Consider the following 21,609-nt stretch of genomic DNA (forward strand, 5'->3'; position numbering starts at 1 on the left):
AACGTGCACGGCCATTTCTTGCAATACAACTCACCGTCTTCGCCCACATTCAGCTATTACGCTTTTCCTTTTGACACAGGACAAGCCTATGCCGAGACACAAGGATGTGGTGTTCGTGGGGAGCGCGTTGAAAGATCTCAAAGCGTTCCCGCTTGACGCCCGAAGGGCGGCAGGGTTTCAGCTGGATCTGTTGCAACAGGGTGACGTCCCCCTCGACTGGCGCCCTATGAAAACCGTAGGACGCGGTGTCAATGAAATAAGGATCACAGAGGACTCAGGGGCGTTTCGCGTGTTCTATGTAGTCAATCGTCCTGAAGCAATCTATGTGCTTCACGCCATACACAAAACCACGCGTAAAACGGAAATTAGAGATATCGAACTGGCCCGGGCCAGATATCAGGAAATAGGTTAAGCCATGAAGGAACATCAAGACTCATCCCAACGATTTTCGAGTGTGTGGGATGCATTGGAGGACACGCCTCAGGAAGCTTCCAACATGCGTTTGCGAGCCAAGCTCATGCGTTCGCTTTGCGAGACCATTCGAGCGTGGGAGATCCCTCAAAAGGACGCGGCACAGAGATTGGGAATCTCGCAGCCACGCCTCAATGATGTACTCAACGGGAAAATCGACAAATTCTCGCTGGATGCATTGGTCAACCTGTCAGCTGCTGCAAGGCTGGAGGTGGACATTTGCTTTCCGTCAGGCCCACTGCAATGGGCCTGACATTGGCTTTGCCCAGCGATGCCAACCCTGCATGCGAGTGCGGAAATCGACGGAGTTGAATAGCATTCAACTCCGCAGCTAACCATCGACATCATCCAGCAGCACAGATGCTCCGCTGGATGATTCCTGTACACCTCAATCCTCCCGCGTCAAAACCTCCAGCAACTCAATTTCAAACACCAGATTCGAATTCGGCGGAATCTTGCCCATGGTCCGCTCGCCGTACCCCAGATGCGCCGGCACCCGCAATTTGCGTTTACCGCCGACCTGCATGCCCATCAGGCCCTGATCCCAGCCTTTGATCACGCGGCCAGTGCCGATCACGCACTGAAACGGTTTGCCTCGGCTCCAGGACGAGTCGAACTCAGTACCGTCTTCCAGCCAGCCGGTGTATTGAGTGGTGATCAGTGCGCCTTTCACCGCGGCTTTGCCGTCGCCCGGTTGCAGCTCGATGATTTGCAGTTCGTCTGTCATGTCGTTGGCTCTATTGAGATTTTTCGCAGGCGGCGTTTTTCGCAGAATCCGTCGCCGATGGCAATCCATGGAACCGAAAACCCGCGTCGCCGCTCACATGTGTATCGACATCGTATGACGACAAGGATGCTTTGATGACCGACTCTCGATTGCTGCGCAGTTTCATTCCGCCCTACATCCTCAACCGCATCATTGCCCACGGTTCGGAGCCGCAACGCAACGCTGCGATGCAAACACTCAACCATGTACGCAGCCTGCTGCCCAACCCCGGCCGCCCTTCGCAGCCGCCGGCGCGGGCGATTCTGCCGGAGGCGACCAAGCCAGGCCTGGCCCGGCGCAGCGTGCATGATGCGCAGAACAAAATGCTCTTGCCGGGCATGCCGGTGCGCCTCGAGGGCCAGCCGCCGTCGGGGGATCCGGCGGTCGATGAGGCTTACGATGCGCTGGGCGCCAGCTATGATTTCTTCTGGAAAGTGCTCGGTCGCGACTCGATCGACAACCAGGGATTCGCCCTGATTGGCAGCGTGCACTACGGGCAAGGTTACGAGAACGCATTCTGGAACGGCGCGCAGATGGTCTTCGGGGACGGCGATGGCGAAATCTTCCAGCGCTTCACCCGCTCGCTCGACGTCATCGGCCATGAACTGGCCCACGGCGTCACCGAAAGCGAGGCCGGTCTGATTTACGCCAATCAGTCCGGCGCGCTGAACGAGTCGCTCTCGGACGTATTCGGTGTGCTGACCAAGCAATACACCCTCGGGCAAACCGCCGAGCAGGCCGACTGGTTGATCGGGGCCGACCTGCTGATGCCGAAGATCCAGGGCAAGGGCCTGCGCTCGATGTCACACCCCGGCACGGCATATGACGACCCGCTGCTGGGCAAGGATCCGCAACCGGATCACATGCGCAAGTTCGTCATCACCAGCGAAGACAATGGCGGCGTGCACATCAATTCCGGCATTCCCAACCGTGCGTTTTATCTGGCGGCCCAGGCGTTCGGCGGCTTTGCCTGGGAAAAGGCCGGGAAGATCTGGTATGACACCCTGTGCGATGACCGCTTGAGCCAGGAGGCAACGTTCGACGCGTTCGCAAAATTGACCATCGACCATGCCGGCCAGCGCTTCGGCGCCGAAGCAGCCGACACAGTGCAGCAAGCCTGGGCACAGGTCGGTATCGAATAATCCGAGGAGACCGTATGAAAACGCTACCCGAGCTGGATGACGATTCCGTTTTGCGCGTATCTCGCCAGGGTGGCGTTGCAGCGATTCACAGCCTGAGCCGCCCACGGGAAATCGAATTCGCGCAATGCGACATCAATCAGCGTTCGAGAATCTGCTCGGTGCTGGAAGGCTGTCTGCCATTGGACAGCAGCGAATCGGGACGTGGGGATCAACGCTTCTTTCAGATTGAAGTGCGCTATCAGTCCGGGGAAATGGTGCTGAAAGTGCCGGAGAACCAGGCGCCCGGGGACCTGGTGAGTCTGTGGGACAAGGGAGAACTGCTCTGATTCATGCTGGCGGGTCTTCTGCGTCGACAACTGACGATGTGCGGGGGCCCAATCCTGCGGTTTGTCCAAAGACCACACCGTTGAATGTGTGCGTACAGCACTCGCAATGCGGCGTCATGTCCTGCGCCGTCAGTTTCGGATTGACCATTTGCAGTCGATTTTGCTCATCGACATACAGCCCGCTGAAATAGCTGGATTCACCTAGTCGCACGATGTCCTGGCGATCTTCTTCATGGATGGCAACCATCCAGAACACTGGGGCGGATTGATCAAGTCGCGCGACAGCCTCACCGAAAATGGAATCCCAAGGGCCGCCAACGCGAGACAACAGGAAGCGAAAAAGCGGGGTGTAGTCTCTTCCGTATTGTTTGCCCGGATGCATCGAACTTCGCATGGCTTCGTGACGGCTTGCGGCTTTGCTGTTGCGCTGAGCGCGGTAATGCGCAACTGATTCGTTGCGACGAACACCCCACGTACGAGTATTCACTTTGCGGTAAAGAAGTTTCTTGTCCAATCCCTTGTTCCTCATTCAAACGCCCGCTGTTTTACCGGAACGCCGTTCGAATACAATCAGCCATCCATGGCCAATTGTAAAACCGGGCCTATCGCTCGACCGGCTGCATCTCGACAATCGTGCCGTTGGTGATCATCACCATCACGTACTTGTCATTGATCTGCACCCACTGCGCCTGTTCGATCGGTGCTTTCAGACCTTTGGCTTTCCAGTTCTTCAAAGCCTTGTCCTCGCGCTGGTACATTTCCGGCGCGCGGTCGTTGACCTTCAGTTGGCGGTCGCTGGTCGGCGATTGCACGGCGGGTTCGCTGGAGGTTTGCGCCGCTTGAACAATGGGCGTGATCCCGGCAATACCGGCAACGAGGGCCAGACTGGCGATTAGGGTTTTGCTGTTCATCGGTGAACCTCTTTCAGATGAGTAGTACCTGAACTCCGACTGCGCGGCGCGGGAAACATTCCTTGTTTTTGTGCTCAGGCAGGCTGAGAAATTGACGCTGCCGATCTGGCCCGCAGCGAAAGGTGGCCCGCTGCCACAGACCCGTCGGATTTGCGCTAACATGCCGCGCCCCTTTCTGCCGTGTGAATAAGGACATCACCGTGAACAGCACTCTCATCATCCTTTTGGTCATTGCCGGCCTCCTCGCCCTCTACGCCATCCAGCTCTTCAACCGCCTCGTTGCCCGCCGCAATCAAATCAACAATGCGTTTGCGCAACTCGAGGTGCAGCTCAAACGTCGCTACGACCTGATCCCCAATCTGGTGGCAACCGCCAAGGGCTATATGGCTCATGAGCGTGAGACGTTGGAAGCAGTGATCGCAGCGCGCAACCACGCGGTTGCAGGCCTGCAGGCAGCTCAGGCGCAGCCGGGCAATGCCCAGAACATCGTCCAGCTCGGGCAGGCGGACAGCGCACTGAGTAGTGCGATGGGCCGGTTGAACGTGACGGTCGAAGCCTATCCGGATCTCAAGGCTTCGCAAAACATGCAGCAATTGAGCGAAGAGCTGAGCAGCACCGAGAACAAAGTCAGCTTTGCTCGCCAGGCTTACAACGATGCGGTGATGAGCTACAACACCCTCAAACAGAGCTTTCCGGCTGCCGTGTTCGCCCCGCTGTTCGGCCATGCTGCCGACGCGTCGCTGCTGACATTCGCCGACAGCGCGGCGATTCAGCAAGCGCCACAGGTTTCGTTCTGACCCCAGCCAACGGATGGCACCATGAATTTTTTCCAACAACAGCGCCAGGCCAAGCGCCGCACTCTGCTGCTCATCGTTCTGATGGGATTGGCCGTTCTGAGCCTGATCGCCGCGTCCTGCTTGATGATGATCATTCCGGTGGAAGACGGCGACGGCAATGTCCTCTTCGATCTAGAAATGAGCTGGGAGCTGGTCGGAACCGTATCCGCGGTAGTTATCAGCGTCGTGCTGCTGGGCAGTACGGCGAAGCATTCGGAGTTGTCCGCCGGCGGCAAAGTCATTGCGCGTAGCCTCAATGGCCGGCTGATCAACCATAACGCGCAGACTCTTGAAGAGCAGCGCCTGCTCAACGTGGTGGAAGAAATGGCCATCGCCTCAGGCACGGCCGTTCCGCCGGTGTATTTGCTGCCGGAGCTGGGCATCAACGCCTTCGCCGCAGGCATGACGCCGCAAAACGCGGTGATCGGCGTGACTCAGGGCGCGATCAATCTGCTGACTCGCGAAGAGTTGCAAGGTGTCATCGCCCATGAGTTCAGCCACATCTACAACGGTGACATGCGCCTGAATACCCGGTTGATCGCTATCGTTCACGGCATCCTCGTGCTCGGCCTGACCGGAAGCTACATCCTGCGTGGCACCGAAACGGTGGGCAAAGAAGCCGCGCGTCGCAGCAAGTTTGTCGCGCTCACCGCGCTGGTGGGTTTTGTCCTGTGCGTTGCAGGATTTGCCGGGTCGTATTTCGGCAACCTGATCAAGGCAGCGATCGGGCGCCAGCGCGAGTTCCTCGCTGACGCGACGGCTGTGCAATACACGCGCAACCCGCAAAGCATTGCCGGTGCACTGAAAAAAATCGGTGGTTATGAATTGGGCGCCACGCTCAATGCCGCGCGTGCTGCCGAGTTCAGCCATCTGTATTTCGGCTCGGGCACTTCTTCGTTCGACCTGATGGCCTCGCATCCGGATTTGAGCGAGCGGATCCGCCGGGTCGATGCGCAATGGGATGGCAGCTTCGTCAAGATCGCCGCGCCGAGCGTAGAGCTGCCGGCCAAACCCGACCTGCCGATGGCGGATGCATTTGGCGGTGTCCCGGCTGCCGCCATGGCGGTGCTTTACGACTTCAGTGCGGCGCAAGCCTCAGTTGCAGCGATCGGCGCGCCGCAGGCAGAACATTTGCTTGAGGCGCGCCGTTTGCTCGACGATATTCCGCAGGTACTCAGAGACGCTGCGCGCAGCGTCGATGGCGCTCAAGCCATCGTTTACGGGTTGTTGCTGTCACGCTCGGCGCCCGTGCTGGGCATGCAGTTCGACATACTGAGGGGATCCGTCGACGACGCGGTGTTCGAGCATTTGGAACAGCTGCAAAATCCACTGTTGTCACTACAGCCGGGCCTGCGTTTGCCACTGCTCGATCTGGCGACACCAAGCCTGCAACAGCTCGGCAAAAGTTTCCCCAGGGTCGATGCCAACCTGATCGCGCTGATTGAAGCCGACAACCAGACCGAACTGCTTGAGTGGACGCTGTTGCGCATCGTCGAACGCAATGTGCTGGGCGCGGCGCCGGTGCAGTTCAAATTCGGTCTGTTCCAGTGCGCCGAAGAACTCTTGGCACTGCTCAGCGCGCTGGCCCGCGCCGGTCAAAATGATCAAGCGACGGTGGCGCAGGCGCTGGAATCTGCGTGGCAAGGGCTCGCATTCGAGCGACCACCAGAGATTCGCGCCGATCTGGAAGAACTAATCGGGCTGGAAACCGCGCTCAGCCGTCTGCGCCATCTCATGCCGGAGGAGCGCCCCGCCCTGCTCGATGCGATGACCCGCTGCGTGATGCACGACGGCGTGATCACCGTGGCCGAAGCGGAGTTGTTCCGGGCCGTCGCCGACTTGCTCGATTGCCCGCTTCCGCCGTTTCTGAGCATGCCTGTGCAGGTTGGGAACGGCGCGACTGAGGTAGCTCGCGAACCAAGTGCAGTGTCGGCTACGGCGTAGGCAGAGTGGTAACCCGCCCCTATAGGAGTGAGCCTGCTCGCGATGGCATTCGACCGGCCAACATCGGTTTCGCCTGACATATCGCTATCGCGAGCAGGCTCACTCCTACAAAGAGCAGGAGCAAAAGCAAAAGCAAAATCAAAAGATCGCAGCCTTCGGCAGCTCCTACAGTTGGATTGGGCACAACCTCAAGATCAGCTCGGCTGTCAGGCCGCCTTCGCGAGCAGGCTCGCTCCCACAGAAACGCAAGGCAGCGCAGCTGCTCGCGGCGAAGCCGCCCCACTCAACAATGAGCGTTAGCTCGAGTGCTTTTGATCTTGAGCCACGGGCGACGTCGGAAGGCTGAGTGGAGGGATTGATCCGGGCGTGGGAGCGCAGCGACCGTACGACGCAGTCGGACACAGCGAGTGTAGGTGCAGCGAAGCAAACCGGAGCCGCTGCGCCCGGATCGATCCAGCAGCGAAGGAACCCGAGCCTGCGAGGGCCGAACGCAGGAGCAAGCCTTTTGGGTTACCTTTTTGCTGGGCCGGCACTCCGGCGTTTGAAAAAGGTGACCCGCCGTAAGGGCGGAACCGTAATCAGCAACACCCGCAGCAACGGATATGTACCCGGTCGACCTGAACAAATCACCGCCTGACCAAACGCCTTCGCGAGCACGCTCGCTCCCACATTGACAGCGCTCCACGTCACGGATTGATCCGCAACACGCATCAATCCATGCCAACAATGCAATTAACAGATTGTTACATCTGCGCCACCATCCACCTCAATAAAAACCGTGCGCCGCTTCTCCGTAGCGCACGTCATAAAAGCGGTGGAGTACTTTTCTATGACAGCCTCAATCCCTACCAACGGCTCGCGGGCCGGGGCCATCTTCCGGGTGACCTCGGGCAACTTCCTCGAACAGTTCGATTTCTTTCTGTTCGGCTTCTACGCCACGCAGATCGCGGCGGTGTTCTTCCCGGCGAGTAGCGAGTTCGCCTCCCTGATGATGACTTTCGCGGTGTTTGGCGCAGGCTTCCTGATGCGCCCGCTGGGCGCCATCGTGCTCGGTGCGTACATCGATGATGTCGGTCGGCGCAAAGGTCTGATCGTCACCCTGTCGATCATGGCCAGCGGCACGATATTGATCGTGCTGGTGCCCGGATACGAAACCATAGGCTTGTTCGCACCGGCGCTGGTGCTGATCGGCCGGCTGCTCCAAGGCTTCTCCGCCGGTGCGGAACTGGGGGGTGTTTCGGTGTATCTGTCCGAGATCGCCACGCCGGGCCGCAAGGGCTTTTTCACCGCTTGGCAGTCGGCCAGTCAACAAGTGGCGATCATCGTCGCGGCCGCGCTGGGCTACGGTCTGAATCAGTGGATGGAGCCGCAAGCAGTGGCTGCCTGGGGCTGGCGCATTCCGTTTTTCGTCGGTTGCATGATTGTCCCGTTCATCTTCTTCCTGCGCCGCAACCTGGCGGAGACCGAAGAGTTCGCCGCGCGTAAACATCGTCCGAGCATGCGCGAAGTATTCCGCACCCTGGGTCAGAACTGGGGCGTGGTGCTTGGCGGGATGTTGATGGTCGCGCTGACCACCACCGCGTTCTACCTGATCACCGTGTACGCGCCGACCTTCGGTAAAACCGTGCTGCACCTGAGCACTTCCGACGCGCTGCTGGTGACGTTGCTGGTGGGTGTGTCGAACTTCTTCTGGCTGCCGATTGGCGGCGCGTTGTCGGACCGCATCGGCCGTCGCCCGGTGCTGATCGGCATGGCCCTGCTGGCCCTGGCCACGACTTATCCGGCGCTGTCGTTCCTGGTGCAGGCGCCGAGTTTCACCAACATGCTGCTGTCGCTGTTGTGGCTGTCGTTCATCTACGGTCTGTACAACGGCGCGATGATTCCGGCGCTGACCGAAATCATGCCAGTGGAAGTGCGCGTCGCCGGTTTCTCGCTGGCCTACAGCCTGGCCACGGCGATCTTCGGCGGCTTCACCCCGGCGATGTCGATCTTCCTGATCCAGTACACCGGCGACAAAGCCGCGCCAGGTTACTGGATGAGCATCGGTGCCCTGTGCGCACTGTGCGCCACGCTTTATCTGTACCGCCGTGCCGGTGGTCGTCTGCAACCTGTCGCGGCCTGAGGAAAAACTCGCCATGAAAAAACTCTTTACTGTCACCGCCCTGCTCGCCGGTCTCGCCTTCAACGTCGCGGCCCAGGCCGAAGAACTCAGCGTGATGACCTCCGGCGGCTTCACTGCCGCCTACAAGATCCTCGGGCCGAAATTCGCCGCTGCGACTGGCAACACCCTGACCACCAGCCTCGGCCCGTCGATGGGCAAGGCACCGGAAGCGATCCCCAATCGTCTGGCGCGCGGTGAGCACGCCGACGTGGTGATCATGGTCGGTTACGCCCTTGATGAACTGATCAAACAGGGCAAGGTTGACCCGGCGTCCCGCGTTGAACTGGCGGATTCGCGGATCGGTATGGTGGTGCGTGAAGGTGCAGCGAAACCGGACATCAGCAGCGTTGACGGCCTGAAGAAGACCCTGCTCGACGCGCAATCGGTGGCGTACTCCGACAGCGCCAGCGGCGTGTATATCGAGCAGCAGTTGTTCAAGAAACTCGGTATCGAAGATCAGCTGAAACCGAAAGCCAAGATGATCGCCAGGATCCCGGTCGGTTCGGTGGTTGCCACGGGCGACTATCAATTGGGCTTCCAGCAGGTCAGCGAATTGCTGCCGGTACCGGGCGTGAGCTTCGTCGCGAAGATTCCGGAATCGGTGCAGTCGGTGACGCGTTTTGCCGCGGGCATTCCGGTCAAGGCCGAGCATCCGGAAGAGGCCAAAGCCCTGCTCGCCTACCTCGCTGCACCGGCCGCTCAGGCTGACGTGCAGGCCACCGGACTGGATTCGGTCAAGCGCTGATCGCTGGCGGCTGGACGCGCATCTCGACGACCAGCCGCTCCAGTTCCAATGCCGCCGGGGTCAACGTACGATCCCGGCGCTTGATGATGCCGACACTGCGCATCACTTGCGGCTCGGTCAGCGGCACCCGCGTCAGGATCGGATGGTCCGGCCCGGGCATCGCCATCAACGGCACCGCCGCCACGCCCAACCCCGCCTCCACCAAGCCGATCATCGTCGTCACGTGCCGCGTCTCGCAAATGCTCTGACGCTGCGGCACCACCCCGCCCAAGGCCTGATCAAGCAGAAAGCGATTGCCCGAGGTCTTGTCCAGCGCGATGTAATCCTGCTGATAGAACTCGTCCCAGCTGACGCTGCTGCGCCCGGCCAGCGGATGATCGCGGCGACAGGCGACGACATAGCACTCCTGCACAAGCGGTTCGAACTCGACTTTGGCATCCTGCGTGCCGAGAAAACTCAAACCGAAATCCGCCTCGCCATTGACCACCGCACTCAACACATCATGCGCGCTGGAATCGAGGACTTTGACTTTGATCCGCGGAAATTGCTGGTGATAGCGCGCGACCACGCGCGGCATGAAGTAGTACGCCGCCGATGGCACACAGGCGACGGTGACATGCCCCAAACGGGTCGAGGCGACTTCGCTGATGCCGAGCAAGGCGATGTCGAGATCATCCAGCAACCGCTCGACGCTGGGCATGAAACCGCGTCCGGCCTGGGTCAGGCTGACCTTGCGCGTGGTGCGCTCGAACAGTTTCACGCCGAGGGCGTCTTCGAGCTTTTCGATGCGCCGACTCAGCGCCGGTTGCGACAGGCGCACAGTGTCGGCAGCCTTGCGAAAACTGCCCTGCTCGACCACCGCGCGAAAGGCTTGCAGGTCGTTGAGGTCGAAGTTGATGGCCATGGCGTTTCCGGAAATTGATGCGCAGGGGTTATAAATGTAACCAGTTGATGCAAATTATTACAGCGACACCGGAAATCCAGTGTAGGAGTGAGCCTGCTCGCGATAGCGGTTTGTCAGTCACGGATGATGTCGACTGTTCCACCGCGATCGCGAGCAGGCTCACTCCTACAAGGGATCTTTGGTGGATCTGAAATCCGGTCAACCCTTATCCTTGTCGCCCCCCCGCCGTACCCGTAGTCAGGAGTCGTTCCAATGCCCCATGAAGGCAATCTGTTGCAAGCCGCTGTCGTGTTTCTGTTCGCGGCGGTGCTCACCGTGCCTTTGGCCAAACGTCTGCAACTGGGCGCTGTGCTCGGTTATCTGTTTGCCGGGGTGATCATCGGCCCGTCAGTGCTGGGCCTGATCGGTAATCCGCAAAGCGTGGCGCATATTTCCGAGCTGGGCGTGGTGTTGCTGCTGTTCATCATCGGCCTGGAGCTGTCGCCGCGACGCTTGTGGGTGATGCGCAAATCGGTGTTCGGCGTTGGCCTGGCGCAGGTGCTGCTGACCGCGTCGGTGATCGGCGGGCTGGCGCTGTCGGTGTTCGGTCAGCCGCTGAACAGCGCGATTGTGCTGGGCCTCGGTCTGGCGCTGTCTTCTACCGCTTTTGGCCTGCAAAGCCTCGCCGAACGCAAGGAACTGACCAGTCCCCACGGGCGTCTGGCGTTTGCCATTCTGCTGTTCCAGGACATCGCCGCGATTCCGTTGATTGCGCTGGTGCCGATGCTCGCTGGCGTCGATCACCACACCAGCACCGCCGACGATATCCGCCACAGCCTGCAGGTGCTCGGCGGCATTGCTGTGGTGGTGATCGGTGGGCGTTATCTGCTGCGTCCGGTGTTTCGCGTGGTGGCGAAAACCGGCCTGCCGGAAGTGTCCACCGCCACCGCGTTGCTGGTGGTGATCGGCACGGCGTGGCTGATGGATCTGGTCGGTGTGTCGATGGCGCTGGGGGCGTTTCTCGCCGGTCTGCTGCTGGCGGATTCGGAATATCGCCATGAGCTGGAAGCGCAGATCGAACCGTTCAAAGGCCTGCTGCTCGGGCTGTTTTTCATCAGCGTCGGCATGGGCGCCAATCTCAGCCTGTTGTTGAGCGCGCCGATCACCGTGTTGGGCCTTACCCTGCTGCTGATCGGGCTGAAATTGCCGCTGCTGTTTGTCGTCGGGCGTCTGGCCGGCGGGCTGAACAAGATCAGCGCAATTCGCCTCGGTATCGTTCTGGCTGCCGGCGGTGAGTTTGCGTTTGTGGTGTTCAAGATCGGCCGCGATCAGGGCCTGTTCGAGCCGCGTCTGTACGACCTGCTGGTGCTGACCATCACCCTGTCGATGGCGCTGACGCCATTGCTGCTGTTGATCTGCGCACGCTTGGTAAGTCCGAAGGTGCAGCCGGTGGAAGTGCCGGAAAAATTCCGCGAGATCGACACCGAAGCGCCGCGGGTGGTGATTGCCGGCATGGGCCGGATGGGCCAGATCGTGGCGCGGATTCTGCGCGCGCAGAACATCAAGTTCGTCGCACTGGACACCTCGGTGGAAACCATCGAACTGTCGCGCAGCTTCGGCGGTGTGCCGGTGTTCTACGGCGACCCGATGCGCCCGGAAATTCTCCACGCGGCGAAGGTTGGCGAGGCGGAATATTTCGTCATCGCCACGGATGATCCGGAGACCAACATCAAGACTGCCGAGGTGGTGCACAAGCTGTATCCGCACATGAAAATCATTGCCCGCGCGCGTAACCGCCAGCACGTGCATCGCTTGATCGATGTGGGCGCGGAGGCGATTCGTGAGACCTACTATTCGAGTCTGGAAATGAGCCGTCGTACATTGGTCGGCCTCGGTCTGACCCAGGCCCAGGCCGATGCGCGGATCAAGCGTTTCAAGCATCACGACGAACAGGTGCTGGAGGCGCAGCACGCGGTTTACGACGACGCCGCCAAAGTCCTGCAGACCGCCCAGGAAGCCCGGGCGGAACTGGCCAAACTGTTCGAATCGGATCAGCTCGAAGAAGAATCCCGCAACACCTGAGCCCTGCACAAAACCTGTAGGAGTGAGCCTGCTCGCGATGGCGGTGTGTCAGTCGACTTATTCATTACTGACACACTGCTATCGCGAGCTGGCTCACTCCTACAGGGGATCGGTGTCAGGCCAGTTCTAATTCCAGTGTCGGTTTGACCGGTACCACTTCAAACCGATCCGCGAGAAACGGCGTGATATCCAGCGGCAGCGGTTCGTCATTCACCAGTTTGTCCAGCAACACCCCGGTGATCGCTGACGTCAGAATCCCCGTGCGGAAGTGTCCGCAGGCATTCAGATACCCCTCGACCCCACGCATCGGGCCGAGGATCGGCAGCTCATCCGGCGACCCCGGACGCAGTCCTGCCCAGGTGCGCTTGAGGTTGACGTCCGCCAGCTCCGGCAGGCAGCGCACCGCGCCCTGCACCAGCCCGGCAATCTCCGGGAAGGTGGTGGTGACGTCGAAGCCTTTGTCTTCGGTGGTGCTGCCGATGAGGATTTCGCCATTGTCCTTTTGCGCCACGTAGCAATCGCTGGTGGTCAGACAGCCGTTGAGGATTTTCGGCATTCGCTCGGTCAGTAGAATCTGGCCTTTCACCGGTTTCACCGGAATACGAATCCCCGTCGCCCACTCACTCAGATCCGCCGCCCAGGCGCCGGCGGCGTTGATCAGCGTCTTGCAATGAAACACCCCCGCCTCCGCCGTCTGCACACCCGTGACGCGAGTACCGTGATGCAGCACGCCGGTGACGTTGGTGTTGACGAAGAGGTCGACGCCATTCTGCCGCGCGCCTTCCATATAGGCATCGGCGAGGCGGAACGGGCTGACCTGATGGTCGCAGAGAAACTCCAGCGCCCCACGAGCCTCATGACTGACACTCGGTTCCGCCGCGCGCAACGCCGCTTGATCGAGCCAGCGCACCTGATCGGCCAGATGCGGAATGCAGCCGACGATGTGCTCGGCGTAGAGCCGGTCTTCGTCGTCATAGATCACGAACTTCAACCCGGTCTTTTCGAACTTGCAATCCATGCCGTGATTGTCTTTCAACTCGCGGTGCAACGCCGGGTACAGCGCGTTGGACTGCAAGGCAAAATCGAAAAACGACGCCGGCAAGATATGCGGGGTACTGGCGTCTACCGCCACCGCTGCGCCATGGGTTGCGCGCTTGCGATTGGCCGACATCATGCGAAAGAAGATCACCCCGCAACCGAGGCCGACCGACTCGCCAATCGCCCACAAACCGCCAGCCGAAGCGCGGGTCGCATTGCCGGGGCGCTTGGCGTCGATCAGCGCAACTTTCAGATCTTTGCGCTTGGACAATTGGTAGGCGCAGGACGCGCCGATCACGCCGCCACCGGCAATGACCACGTCGTAGAACTTACTCATGGCAGGCGCCCTCCTTGCCGAGGGACTGGAACGCGGAAAACGGCACCGGATCAATCGGGAAGCGCGGGCGCAGCCAGCCGACATCCTGACGTCCGGTGGCCTGGCGCAGGCGATCACTGCAATAGCCCACGCACATCCGCCCCTGACAATCGCCCATGCTCACGCGGGTGCGCATTTTCAGGCTGGCGATGTCTTGCACGCCCTGCTCCAGCGCCAGGTCGATGTCAGCGCGGGTCGCGTGTTCGCAGCGGCAAATCACCGTGTCGGCCGCAGGCAGAGCAATCTGACCGACGCCGCGCTCGGTGTAGCGATCCACCGCCGCACGAAAGCGCACGATGGCTCTGAGCTTGCTCGCGTAGCGATCGCGGCGCACCCGGGCCAGTTCGGCGTCGAGCACGCCGCGTTGCAGCAGGATAGAAGTGGCGGCGATCCTGCCGGCCAGCATCGCCGCTTCACCACCACGGATCCCGCCCATGTCGCCGGCCAGATGCACATGCGCCACGTTGCTTTGTTGCCAGTCATTCGCGTGGGCACGCAGGTAGCCGTCGTCGCTGAAACCATGATCGAGGCCCATCTGCTGGCTCAATTGCGTGCGCGGGATAAAACCGTAACCGACCGCCAGCGTCTGCGCTTCGAAGCGTTCGACCCGCGACAGATCCGCCTCCCAGGTCGCCGAATACGGCGCGACGCTGACGCTTTTCAACTCGCCTTCACCGTGGGCTTCCACCACACCCCAGCCGTAGTTCATCGGGACGCCGTGCAACTTCAGATAAGCGAGCATGCTCAAGCCGTCGAGGAACAGTTGCGGCTTGTTCAGCAGCGCCAGACTCTCCCGGGCGATCTTGCCGAACGCACAAGCCTCGTACACCCCGGCGACGCGCACGCCGGAGGCATGCAATTGCGTCGCGACCAAGGGCAGCAGCGGCCCGGTGCCAGCGATGATCACCGGCCCTTGCGGCTTGACCACGCCACTCTTGATCTGCAATTGCAGACCGCCAAGCAGGATCACTCCCGGCAACGTCCAGCCGGGAAACGGCACGCTGCGTTCGTGACAACCGGCGGCGAGCAGCAGCTGCGGATAAGCGATCTCGTGCAGCTGTTCATCGCCGTCAAGCACCACCATTGCGCGAGTGCCTTCGGCGCCGACCACGCGGTGGTTGAGTCGCACGTCGATCAGGCCCGACTGCTGCTGAAATTCACCGTGCAGTTTGTCCAGCGCTTCCGAGTAACGCGGCCCGAGATAATCCAGTTGCACGCCATCGCGCAACGGCCCGCGATACACCACCCCACCGAGGCGCGAGGCCTCTTCGAGCAAGGTGCAGCGCACCCCATGGCGCGCCAGCTCGATGGCCGCCGCCATCCCCGCGGGCCCGCCGCCAACAATCAACGGTTGCAGGCTCATACGACCTCCTGCGCGACGACGCGGTTGACCTGGGTCTCAATCAGCATGCCGTCACGCACCACGGTCTGACAGGCGCGGCGCTTGTGGCGACCGTTGATTTTCACCAGACAGCACTGGCACACGCCCATGCCGCAATAGGCGCCGCTGATCTGATCGTGATCGTTGCGTGCGATCTGACGCACGCCGAGGGACTGGATGACGCTGAGGACGGTTTCGCCGATGGCGGCGCTGACCGCTTGGCCATTGATGTGCACGGTCATGTCCGCCTGCACTAAGGGCTGGATATCGAAGGTTCTTTCTAGGCAGTTCATTACGGTGTTCGTCCGTGAAGATTCGGTTGAGGTTGTGTCAGCTCCTTGCTGCACTACGCCTCGTCGACGCTTTTATAGCTCTGTTCTCAAACGTCGACGCGGATACTTCGTCAGCGCAACAAGGTGCGCGACAAGCACTGTAGCTCATACCTCAGCAAAGGCCTGGGTCATTTACGGTAGGTGATATCGCCAGGCGAAATATTGATCCAGGCCAGTGAAATTGGCGGGACGGGCAACGATCAATTGGAGAAGACGAACTGGTCTTTGATTTTCTTTGCGCCGAAGAAACCAAGGTCGGGGAACAGCAGGTTTTTCAGCCAGGCCACGTAGAAAATCATCGCCAGGGTGATTGCCACGCCGATCACCGTACCGGTCGGGTCATCCCCGTATTCCTTGAACATGCGCGGAACCTGGCTGATCGAGAGCACCACGTACACCGTGTAAGCATGAGCCGCGTTGCGATAAAAACCCCAGGCAAAGAGCAAAGGCACGCCACCGGCGAACAAACCAAGTCCGATGGCGAATCCGGTGCTGATGGTCAGCCCGAGGAGATAGCCACCCACCAGACCGATCAGGGCCTGAACGTAAGTCAGTCCGAGGAGGATCTTGATCTTGCCGGCGTGGCGTTCGAGCAGATCCGGATCCGGGCGCGAACCGATCAGATAGGCCAGCGCCTTGTCTTTCAGCGCTCCACCGGAGAAGGCCTTGAAAGTTTCGGTTTTCGAGCGCCCGGCATCGAGCATTTCGGCGACCTGGCGTTTGATTTCCTTCTTGTCCAACTGACTCATCCTTAAAGTGAAAAAGCAGAACGCCCACTTTGCGCGGGGATTTTCGCTTTTGGCCCCGCAGAAAGCAAAAAACCGCTTTCACCCGAAGATGAAAGCGGCAGAGGCATCCTGCCTCAGAGGGATCAGTGTACGAACAGGGCGATCAGGATGATGATCGGGATCGGTACGCCGAGGAAGAACAGCAGTAATGAGCGCATGGTGACTCTCCTTTTTAACGAACCGGAGTGGTAGTGGTGTAGGTGTTGACTTCAACGTACTCGACCGCATCGCGACGACGACCGCCGAAGGTGGCTGCGAGGCTGGCGAAGAATGCGCCGGCCAGCAGCGCAACGAACATCCACAGCGAGGTGTAGGCAGCAACTTTCGCGGCGGTGTCAGCTGCTTGCTGAGCTTTCAGTTTGGCGTCGGCGATGGCTTTCTGCGTGTTGGCGTAGATCTCGTCAACGCGACGTTCAGCATCGGCCTGGCTCAGGTTGGTACGTTGCGACACCAATTGTGCGAGGTATGTACGGTCTTCGGCGCTGAGCTGACCGTTGGCCAGGCTCTGGGCGAAGATGCGGGTCACGGTGCCGCGTGCGGCGTCATCGCTGACGGCAGCAGGACGATCATCGCGGAACAGACTGTCGACGAAGTAGCCGTACTGATCGCTGTCAGTGTTGGCAGCAGCCGAACCGGCGGCCTGGCTCATCGCACCTGCAGCGCCGCCGACTACATTGGCACCGGCCTGCACACCACCGCTGACGACGCTGCTCACCGAACCGACAACCAGCACAGCCGTGACCAGCGTAGCGACGCACCAGGCGAGGAAGCCGTGGGCGGTGTCGCGGAAGTAGACTTCGTCACCGTGCATGTTGGCCCACTTCACGCGCAGACGGCCGGCAATATAGCCGCCCATGCCGGAGGCAATGATCTGCGTTACCGCCAGCCAGACAATCGTCGAAATGCCCAGGCCTTTGGCGCTGACGCCCTCTCCGGCCCACGGTGATACAGCCGAAAAGCCCAGGCCGAAGCCGAGCAGTACCAAAATCATCGACAGTGCTGCGGCAGCCGCTGCACCCGCGAAGATCGCGCCCCAGGACACGCCTGAGACACTGCTCGACTCTTCCACGGCAGGATAATAGCCATCAGGGGATCTGTTCATTGTTGTGCTGCTCCAGGCATGAAAAATGGTGTTACAACTCGTCAAGTGAGGAATTGCAGTGACCGTGCCAGTTACAACATCTAAATAAACCCTTGTTTTTCAATGTTTTATAAAAGATGAACTTCTGAGGACGTTGCAAATTGCAACACCTGCCGAAATACAGCGGGTTTTATGCATTGGCTTGGTCGATCATTTTCGCTTGTAGCTCTTTTTCCCGCTGGGCGTCAGGCAATACACCCCACCACGGGGTCCTGTGCAAAACGAGCTGGTTCCGCAGGCGCAGCCATCGTCGCTTTGCAGGAAGTTTTGCGGTCGCGCCTCCTGGCGCTCGCCAAACATTGCCGCGCAGCTCTTCTTCGAACCGCTGATGGAGCCGTCATTGCACAGAAACAGATCGCCGTCGCAACGGTCAATCCCGCCTTTTTTGCCGGAACAAGGGGTATTGGCCGCCTGAACGAGAATGCTGGTAAACAGCAGCAAGAGCAGGACCATTGGTTTCCAGCCACGGCGAATCAATTTAGTCACAGCCCTACTCCTGTTAGATTTATGGCCAGATGATATCAATCTTCCGACAACCAAAGATTCCGACCCGGCGAATGGCAGCGACAACATGAAAGTTAATTTAAAGCGTCACGGTAATTTCTTGGCAAAATGCTGCCATTCCGTTTGAACCGATCAGCAGGCCTGCCTATGACTCGTATCTTGACCATCGAAGACGACGCCGTGACCGCGCGGGAAATCGTTGCCGAACTGAGCAGCCACGGGCTGGACGTCGACTGGGTCGACAATGGCCGCGAAGGCCTCGACCGCGCCGTCAGCGGCAACTATGACCTGATTACCCTCGATCGCATGTTGCCCGAACTCGATGGCCTGGCCATCGTCACCACCCTGCGCACCATGGGCGTGGCGACGCCGATTCTGATGATCAGCGCCCTCTCCGATGTCGATGAGCGCGTGCGCGGCTTGCGCGCGGGCGGCGATGATTACCTGACCAAACCGTTCGCTACCGATGAAATGGCCGCGCGGGTCGAAGTGCTGCTGCGCCGGCAGAACAGCGTCGCCACCCAGGCGACGACGTTGAAGGTCGCTGATCTGGAACTGGACCTGATCAGCCACGAAGCCCGCCGCGCCGAGCAGGTGCTGACGCTGCTGCCGACCGAATACAAACTGCTCGAGTTTCTGATGCGCAACAGCGGCCAGATTCTTTCGCGCATGATGATCTTCGAGGAGGTCTGGGGCTATCACTTCGATCCGGGCACCAACCTGATCGACGTGCACATCGGCCGTCTGCGCAAGAAGATCGACGCTGCGGGCCATGTTCCGCTGATCCGCACGGTACGGGGCTCGGGCTATGTCATTGCCGAACCCGTCTGACGGCTGGCGCTCCTCCAGCAGTCGCTTGCTGGCGCTGTACAGCACGCTGTTCGTGGCCTGGAGCGCAATTCTCATGGGGGTCATGTACTACGAGGTGTCCGGCTACCTCGACAAGCTCGCCAAACACTCGTTGATGCAACGTCAGCACCTGTTCTCGCACTTTCGCGGCGAGCAGCTGGAAGACGCCCTCGCCGCCAGCATGACCTTCGACATTCGCGGCATCGACGCCTACGGTCTGTTCGACGCCCAGGGCAATTACCTGGGCGGTGCGCTGCAACAAATCCCCGAAGGACTGCCGCTGGACGGCAAGATCCACATGCTCGCCGAGTGCGCCGATTCCGACGACCCGACCCTGCCAAGCGACAGCTGCGACGCGGTGGCCACACAAACCCGTGACGGGCGCTGGCTGGTGTTGCTGCGCGACAATGGCTCGTTGTTTGCGGTCACGCGGATCATTCTGCACGCGTTGTTCTGGGGCGTGTCACTGACGATCCTGCCGGGCGTCGCGGGCTGGCATCTGCTGCGGCGCCGGCCGTTGCAGCGCATTCGGGCGATTCAGAACAGCGCCCAGGCGATCGTTGCCGGTGACCTGACGCACCGTTTGCCGCTGTCCAATCGCCGCGATGAACTGGACATGCTCGCCGCCATCGTCAACGCCATGCTCGAGCGCATCGAGCGCTTGATGAACGAGGTCAAAGGCGTCTGCGACAACATCGCCCACGATTTGCGCACCCCGCTGACCCGCTTGCGCGCGCAGTTGTATCGCATGCAGCAACAGGCCGGCGAAGGCTCGCAGGAAGCGGCGCAACTGGATCTGGTACTGGCTGAAGCGGATACGCTGATGGCGCGGTTTCGTGGTCTGTTGCGGATTTCCGAACTGGAAGATCGCCAGCGTCGTTCCGGCTTTGTCGAGCTTGATCCGGTGCAACTGCTGGAAGAGTTGCACGAGTTCTACCTGCCGCTGGCCGAGGAAGGCGATCTGCGTTTCCAGCTGAACATGCCGGAGACGCTGCCGGCGCTCAATGGCGACCGGGCGTTGTTGTTCGAAGCGCTGGCGAATCTGCTGAGCAACTCGATCAAATTCACCCCGCCCGGCGGCACGGTGATGCTGCGTGGGGTCAATGCGAACGGGCAGACGCGGATCGAGGTGCATGATTCAGGGCCGGGGATTCCCGAGGCTGAACGTGAGGCGGTGTTTCAGCGGTTCTATCGCACTGAAGGTGGCCAGCCGCAAAGTGGTTTTGGCCTCGGACTGTCGATCGTCGCGGCAATTGTCAGCCTGCACGGCTTCAGTCTTGAGGTCGGCGGCAGTGATCTGGGTGGGGCGAAACTGGTGCTGGATTGCCGGCAGAGTTTGATTGAAAACTCCTGATTGCGAGCTTGAAACGCAACCCCTGTAGGAGTGAGCCTGCTCGCGATAGCGGTGTGTCAGTCAATATAGGTATCGACTGGGACGACGCTATCGCGAGCAGGCTCACTCCTACAGGGGGTTGCGGTGTCATCTGGTTGGGTAATTGTCCCGCAGGGCGTCGAGCCCGCCCTGATAGATGCCGTTGAACAACGCCACCACTTCTTCATCGCTCACGCCGACCGCGTTGAAGCGCCCCGACCACGTCACCCGCGCCCCCTGACCTTGGGCTTCAACCTTGATAGTCGCCAGGTAATCACTGGCCGGGAACGGCGCCTGTTCGATCGAATAGCTGTAGGTTCGAGCGGCGTTATCGAAGGTCTGCAGACGTTCGACCACCACGCCGCCGTCAGCGGTCTTCAGGGTGCGTACGCGCCCGCCTTCGCTCAGTTCACTGTTGGTGATCAATGGCAGCCAGTCCGGCAGCGTGTTGAAGCCGCCGATCAATTGCCAGACCTGATCGGCCGAGACCGGGATGTCGATGGTTGCGGATGCTGTTGGCATAAAAACTCTCTTTTGAAAAATTCAGATAGTCAGGCTGTCGACCACACCGCCATCGACGCGCAACGCGGCGCCAGTGGTGGCCGAGGACAGCGGCGAAGCGATGTAAGTCACCAGATGCGCCACCTCCGACACATCCGCCACCCGCTGGATGATCGAGGTCGGACGCGCCTTGCGCACAAAGGCGTCGGCTTCGTCACGCAGGTCGCGCCCGGACTCGGCGGCCGCATCCTTGAGCATGTCCTGCAGGCCATCGGTAAAGGTCGGCCCCGGCAGGATCGCATTGACCGTGACTCCGGTGCCAGCCAGACGTTTGGCCAGGCCGTGGGACACTGCGAGGTTGGCACTTTTGGTCACGCCATAATTGAGCATGTCCGCCGGCGTCGCCACGCCGGATTCCGATGACAGGAAGATCACCCGGCCCCAGCCCTGCTCGACCATCGCCGGCACGTAATGCCGCGCCAGGCGCACGCCGGAAATCACGTTGACCTCGTAGAAGCGCGTCCACTCGCTGTCGGGCGTTTCGAAGAAATCGACGTCATTGAAGATGCCCAGGTTGTTCACCAGAATGTCCGCGCGCGGCTCTGCAGCGAAAAGCTTTTCCGCGCCCTCGGCGGTGCCCAGATCGGCGGTCAGACCGCGCACCTGCGCGCCCGGCACAGCCTGGAGAATGCTCGCCAGCGCCTGCTCGACCTTGGCCGTGTCGCGACCGATCACCACCACCGTGGCCCCGGCTTCGGCCAGCGACTGGCTAATGCCCAGACCGATGCCGGCGGTACTGCCGCTGACGATGGCCAGTTTTCCACTCAGATCAATCTTCATGCGTTTACCTCATTGGCAAGGGGTTTCACCGCGCTCGATTTTGGCGACGATTTCAGGAGCATGGATCAGCGTAGTTGCGATATTACGTGCGCGGTTGAGCTGCCGACCGGTGACGGGGATGTTGCCTGGTTCGAGAATTTTCTGCGCCTGGCAGAACGCAGCCCCTCACCCTAGCCCTCTCCCGGGGGAGAGGGAACCGACCGAGTTGTGCTGAATTTGA

General features: G+C 60.4%; 23 protein-coding genes. 11 read left to right on the forward strand and 12 right to left on the reverse strand.

Annotation, left to right across the window (positions count from 1 at the left end; translation table 11 throughout):
- Window positions 1-88: 88 nt before the first annotated feature.
- Window positions 89-412, forward strand: coding sequence for a type II toxin-antitoxin system RelE/ParE family toxin (locus LIS66_RS16225; protein ID WP_042609281.1), 324 nt, complete (start codon window positions 89-91; stop codon window positions 410-412).
- A gap of 3 nt (window positions 413-415) precedes the next feature.
- Window positions 416-724, forward strand: coding sequence for a helix-turn-helix domain-containing protein (locus LIS66_RS16230; protein WP_227972574.1), 309 nt, complete (start codon window positions 416-418; stop codon window positions 722-724).
- 135 nt (window positions 725-859) lie between these two features.
- Here the strand turns inward: LIS66_RS16230 and LIS66_RS16235 are convergent, their stop codons facing one another.
- Window positions 860-1,198, reverse strand: coding sequence for an FKBP-type peptidyl-prolyl cis-trans isomerase (locus tag LIS66_RS16235; RefSeq protein WP_064363586.1), 339 nt, complete (start codon window positions 1,196-1,198; stop codon window positions 860-862).
- Between the two features lie 134 nt (window positions 1,199-1,332).
- Between LIS66_RS16235 and LIS66_RS16240 the strand changes: the two genes are divergently transcribed.
- Window positions 1,333-2,379, forward strand: a complete 1,047-nt coding sequence (locus LIS66_RS16240; RefSeq protein ID WP_227972575.1) for a M4 family metallopeptidase — start codon at window positions 1,333-1,335, stop codon at window positions 2,377-2,379.
- A 14-nt stretch (window positions 2,380-2,393) separates the two neighbouring features.
- Window positions 2,394-2,705, forward strand: coding sequence for a protealysin inhibitor emfourin (locus tag LIS66_RS16245; RefSeq protein ID WP_227972576.1), 312 nt, complete (start codon window positions 2,394-2,396; stop codon window positions 2,703-2,705).
- Between the two features lies 1 nt (window position 2,706).
- Here LIS66_RS16245 and LIS66_RS16250 read toward each other — a convergent pair whose 3' ends face one another.
- Complete coding sequence (locus tag LIS66_RS16250) at window positions 2,707-3,219, reverse strand: hypothetical protein (RefSeq protein ID WP_227972577.1); 513 nt, start codon at window positions 3,217-3,219, stop codon at window positions 2,707-2,709.
- Window positions 3,220-3,307: 88 nt separating this feature from the next.
- Window positions 3,308-3,616, reverse strand: a complete 309-nt coding sequence (locus tag LIS66_RS16255; protein WP_042609276.1) for an RcnB family protein — start codon at window positions 3,614-3,616, stop codon at window positions 3,308-3,310.
- Between the two features lie 200 nt (window positions 3,617-3,816).
- Between LIS66_RS16255 and LIS66_RS16260 the strand changes: the two genes are divergently transcribed.
- The 4 genes from LIS66_RS16260 to LIS66_RS16275 all read left to right on the forward strand — a co-directional run bounded on the left by LIS66_RS16260 (window position 3,817) and on the right by LIS66_RS16275 (window position 9,302).
- The gene (locus LIS66_RS16260) at window positions 3,817-4,413 is read left to right on the forward strand and encodes a LemA family protein (RefSeq protein WP_173867292.1); all 597 of its coding nucleotides are present in this window, start codon (window positions 3,817-3,819) and stop codon (window positions 4,411-4,413) included.
- 21 nt (window positions 4,414-4,434) lie between these two features.
- A complete protein-coding gene (locus LIS66_RS16265; RefSeq protein WP_064363590.1) occupies window positions 4,435-6,396 on the forward strand; it encodes a M48 family metallopeptidase in 1,962 nt (653 codons plus the stop codon).
- Window positions 6,397-7,225: 829 nt separating this feature from the next.
- Complete coding sequence (locus tag LIS66_RS16270; protein WP_227972578.1) at window positions 7,226-8,518, forward strand: MFS transporter; 1,293 nt, start codon at window positions 7,226-7,228, stop codon at window positions 8,516-8,518.
- 13 nt (window positions 8,519-8,531) lie between these two features.
- Window positions 8,532-9,302 (forward strand): substrate-binding domain-containing protein, encoded by a 771-nt coding sequence (locus LIS66_RS16275; RefSeq protein ID WP_122703829.1) that lies wholly within the window; start codon window positions 8,532-8,534, stop codon window positions 9,300-9,302.
- Here LIS66_RS16275 and LIS66_RS16280 read toward each other — a convergent pair.
- Window positions 9,292-10,206: a LysR family transcriptional regulator gene (locus tag LIS66_RS16280; RefSeq protein WP_123419266.1), complete on the reverse strand. Its 915-nt coding sequence runs from the start codon at window positions 10,204-10,206 to the stop codon at window positions 9,292-9,294. The genes LIS66_RS16275 and LIS66_RS16280 overlap by 11 nt on opposite strands.
- A 252-nt stretch (window positions 10,207-10,458) precedes the next feature.
- Here LIS66_RS16280 and LIS66_RS16285 point away from each other — a divergent pair, with 252 nt between their 5' ends.
- Complete coding sequence (locus tag LIS66_RS16285) at window positions 10,459-12,267, forward strand: monovalent cation:proton antiporter-2 (CPA2) family protein (RefSeq protein WP_064363593.1); 1,809 nt, start codon at window positions 10,459-10,461, stop codon at window positions 12,265-12,267.
- 115 nt (window positions 12,268-12,382) lie between these two features.
- Here the strand turns inward: LIS66_RS16285 and hcnC are convergent, their stop codons facing one another.
- The 6 genes from hcnC to LIS66_RS16315 all read right to left on the reverse strand — a co-directional run bounded on the left by hcnC (window position 12,383) and on the right by LIS66_RS16315 (window position 17,776).
- On the reverse strand, window positions 12,383-13,642 hold the full coding sequence (gene hcnC, locus LIS66_RS16290) for a cyanide-forming glycine dehydrogenase subunit HcnC (RefSeq protein ID WP_227972579.1): 1,260 nt from the start codon (window positions 13,640-13,642) through the stop codon (window positions 12,383-12,385).
- Entirely contained in the window at window positions 13,635-15,044 is a 1,410-nt protein-coding gene (hcnB, locus tag LIS66_RS16295) for a cyanide-forming glycine dehydrogenase subunit HcnB (RefSeq protein WP_227972580.1), read from the reverse strand. The genes hcnC and hcnB overlap by 8 nt, the downstream gene beginning before the upstream one ends.
- Complete coding sequence (locus tag LIS66_RS16300; protein ID WP_083352473.1) at window positions 15,041-15,355, reverse strand: (2Fe-2S)-binding protein; 315 nt, start codon at window positions 15,353-15,355, stop codon at window positions 15,041-15,043. Before LIS66_RS16300 ends, hcnB begins: the two co-directional genes overlap by 4 nt.
- A gap of 239 nt (window positions 15,356-15,594) precedes the next feature.
- Window positions 15,595-16,134 carry a hypothetical protein gene (locus LIS66_RS16305; protein ID WP_227972581.1) on the reverse strand — a complete coding sequence of 180 codons (540 nt, stop codon included), beginning with the start codon at window positions 16,132-16,134 and terminating at the stop codon, window positions 15,595-15,597.
- 220 nt (window positions 16,135-16,354) lie between these two features.
- Entirely contained in the window at window positions 16,355-17,284 is a 930-nt protein-coding gene (locus tag LIS66_RS16310; protein WP_227972582.1) for a hypothetical protein, read from the reverse strand.
- Window positions 17,285-17,473: 189 nt separating this feature from the next.
- Window positions 17,474-17,776, reverse strand: coding sequence for a hypothetical protein (locus LIS66_RS16315; protein ID WP_064363598.1), 303 nt, complete (start codon window positions 17,774-17,776; stop codon window positions 17,474-17,476).
- A 198-nt stretch (window positions 17,777-17,974) separates the two neighbouring features.
- Between LIS66_RS16315 and LIS66_RS16320 the strand changes: the two genes are divergently transcribed.
- Window positions 17,975-18,658, forward strand: coding sequence for a response regulator transcription factor (locus tag LIS66_RS16320; protein ID WP_042609265.1), 684 nt, complete (start codon window positions 17,975-17,977; stop codon window positions 18,656-18,658).
- Window positions 18,636-20,030 carry a sensor histidine kinase gene (locus LIS66_RS16325; protein WP_227972583.1) on the forward strand — a complete coding sequence of 465 codons (1,395 nt, stop codon included), beginning with the start codon at window positions 18,636-18,638 and terminating at the stop codon, window positions 20,028-20,030. The genes LIS66_RS16320 and LIS66_RS16325 overlap by 23 nt, the downstream gene beginning before the upstream one ends.
- Window positions 20,031-20,156: 126 nt before the next feature.
- Here LIS66_RS16325 and LIS66_RS16330 read toward each other — a convergent pair whose 3' ends face one another.
- Window positions 20,157-20,570, reverse strand: a complete 414-nt coding sequence (locus LIS66_RS16330; protein WP_227972584.1) for an SRPBCC family protein — start codon at window positions 20,568-20,570, stop codon at window positions 20,157-20,159.
- Between the two features lie 21 nt (window positions 20,571-20,591).
- Window positions 20,592-21,389 carry an SDR family NAD(P)-dependent oxidoreductase gene (locus LIS66_RS16335; RefSeq protein WP_227972585.1) on the reverse strand — a complete coding sequence of 266 codons (798 nt, stop codon included), beginning with the start codon at window positions 21,387-21,389 and terminating at the stop codon, window positions 20,592-20,594.
- Between the last annotated feature and the right edge of the window lie 220 nt (window positions 21,390-21,609).

It is taken from the genome of Pseudomonas sp. HN2 (genome assembly GCF_020736465.1).
Taxonomy (GTDB): domain Bacteria; phylum Pseudomonadota; class Gammaproteobacteria; order Pseudomonadales; family Pseudomonadaceae; genus Aquipseudomonas; species Aquipseudomonas moraviensis_A.

Coding starts and splice junctions, on each gene's coding strand:
- LIS66_RS16330 (WP_227972584.1), bottom strand. CDS start 20,570: ATGCCAACAGCATCCGCAACCATCGACATCCCGGTCTCGGCCGATCAG.
- hcnB (WP_227972580.1), bottom strand. CDS start 15,044: ATGAGCCTGCAACCGTTGATTGTTGGCGGCGGGCCCGCGGGGATGGCG.
- LIS66_RS16270 (WP_227972578.1), top strand. CDS start 7,226: ATGACAGCCTCAATCCCTACCAACGGCTCGCGGGCCGGGGCCATCTTC.
- LIS66_RS16235 (WP_064363586.1), bottom strand. CDS start 1,198: ATGACAGACGAACTGCAAATCATCGAGCTGCAACCGGGCGACGGCAAA.
- LIS66_RS16275 (WP_122703829.1), top strand. CDS start 8,532: ATGAAAAAACTCTTTACTGTCACCGCCCTGCTCGCCGGTCTCGCCTTC.
- LIS66_RS16230 (WP_227972574.1), top strand. CDS start 416: ATGAAGGAACATCAAGACTCATCCCAACGATTTTCGAGTGTGTGGGAT.
- LIS66_RS16240 (WP_227972575.1), top strand. CDS start 1,333: ATGACCGACTCTCGATTGCTGCGCAGTTTCATTCCGCCCTACATCCTC.
- LIS66_RS16285 (WP_064363593.1), top strand. CDS start 10,459: ATGCCCCATGAAGGCAATCTGTTGCAAGCCGCTGTCGTGTTTCTGTTC.
- LIS66_RS16325 (WP_227972583.1), top strand. CDS start 18,636: ATGTCATTGCCGAACCCGTCTGACGGCTGGCGCTCCTCCAGCAGTCGC.
- LIS66_RS16315 (WP_064363598.1), bottom strand. CDS start 17,776: ATGGTCCTGCTCTTGCTGCTGTTTACCAGCATTCTCGTTCAGGCGGCC.
- hcnC (WP_227972579.1), bottom strand. CDS start 13,642: ATGAGTAAGTTCTACGACGTGGTCATTGCCGGTGGCGGCGTGATCGGC.
- LIS66_RS16320 (WP_042609265.1), top strand. CDS start 17,975: ATGACTCGTATCTTGACCATCGAAGACGACGCCGTGACCGCGCGGGAA.
- LIS66_RS16265 (WP_064363590.1), top strand. CDS start 4,435: ATGAATTTTTTCCAACAACAGCGCCAGGCCAAGCGCCGCACTCTGCTG.
- LIS66_RS16335 (WP_227972585.1), bottom strand. CDS start 21,389: ATGAAGATTGATCTGAGTGGAAAACTGGCCATCGTCAGCGGCAGTACC.
- LIS66_RS16280 (WP_123419266.1), bottom strand. CDS start 10,206: ATGGCCATCAACTTCGACCTCAACGACCTGCAAGCCTTTCGCGCGGTG.
- LIS66_RS16310 (WP_227972582.1), bottom strand. CDS start 17,284: ATGAACAGATCCCCTGATGGCTATTATCCTGCCGTGGAAGAGTCGAGC.
- LIS66_RS16245 (WP_227972576.1), top strand. CDS start 2,394: ATGAAAACGCTACCCGAGCTGGATGACGATTCCGTTTTGCGCGTATCT.
- LIS66_RS16255 (WP_042609276.1), bottom strand. CDS start 3,616: ATGAACAGCAAAACCCTAATCGCCAGTCTGGCCCTCGTTGCCGGTATT.
- LIS66_RS16300 (WP_083352473.1), bottom strand. CDS start 15,355: ATGAACTGCCTAGAAAGAACCTTCGATATCCAGCCCTTAGTGCAGGCG.
- LIS66_RS16225 (WP_042609281.1), top strand. CDS start 89: ATGCCGAGACACAAGGATGTGGTGTTCGTGGGGAGCGCGTTGAAAGAT.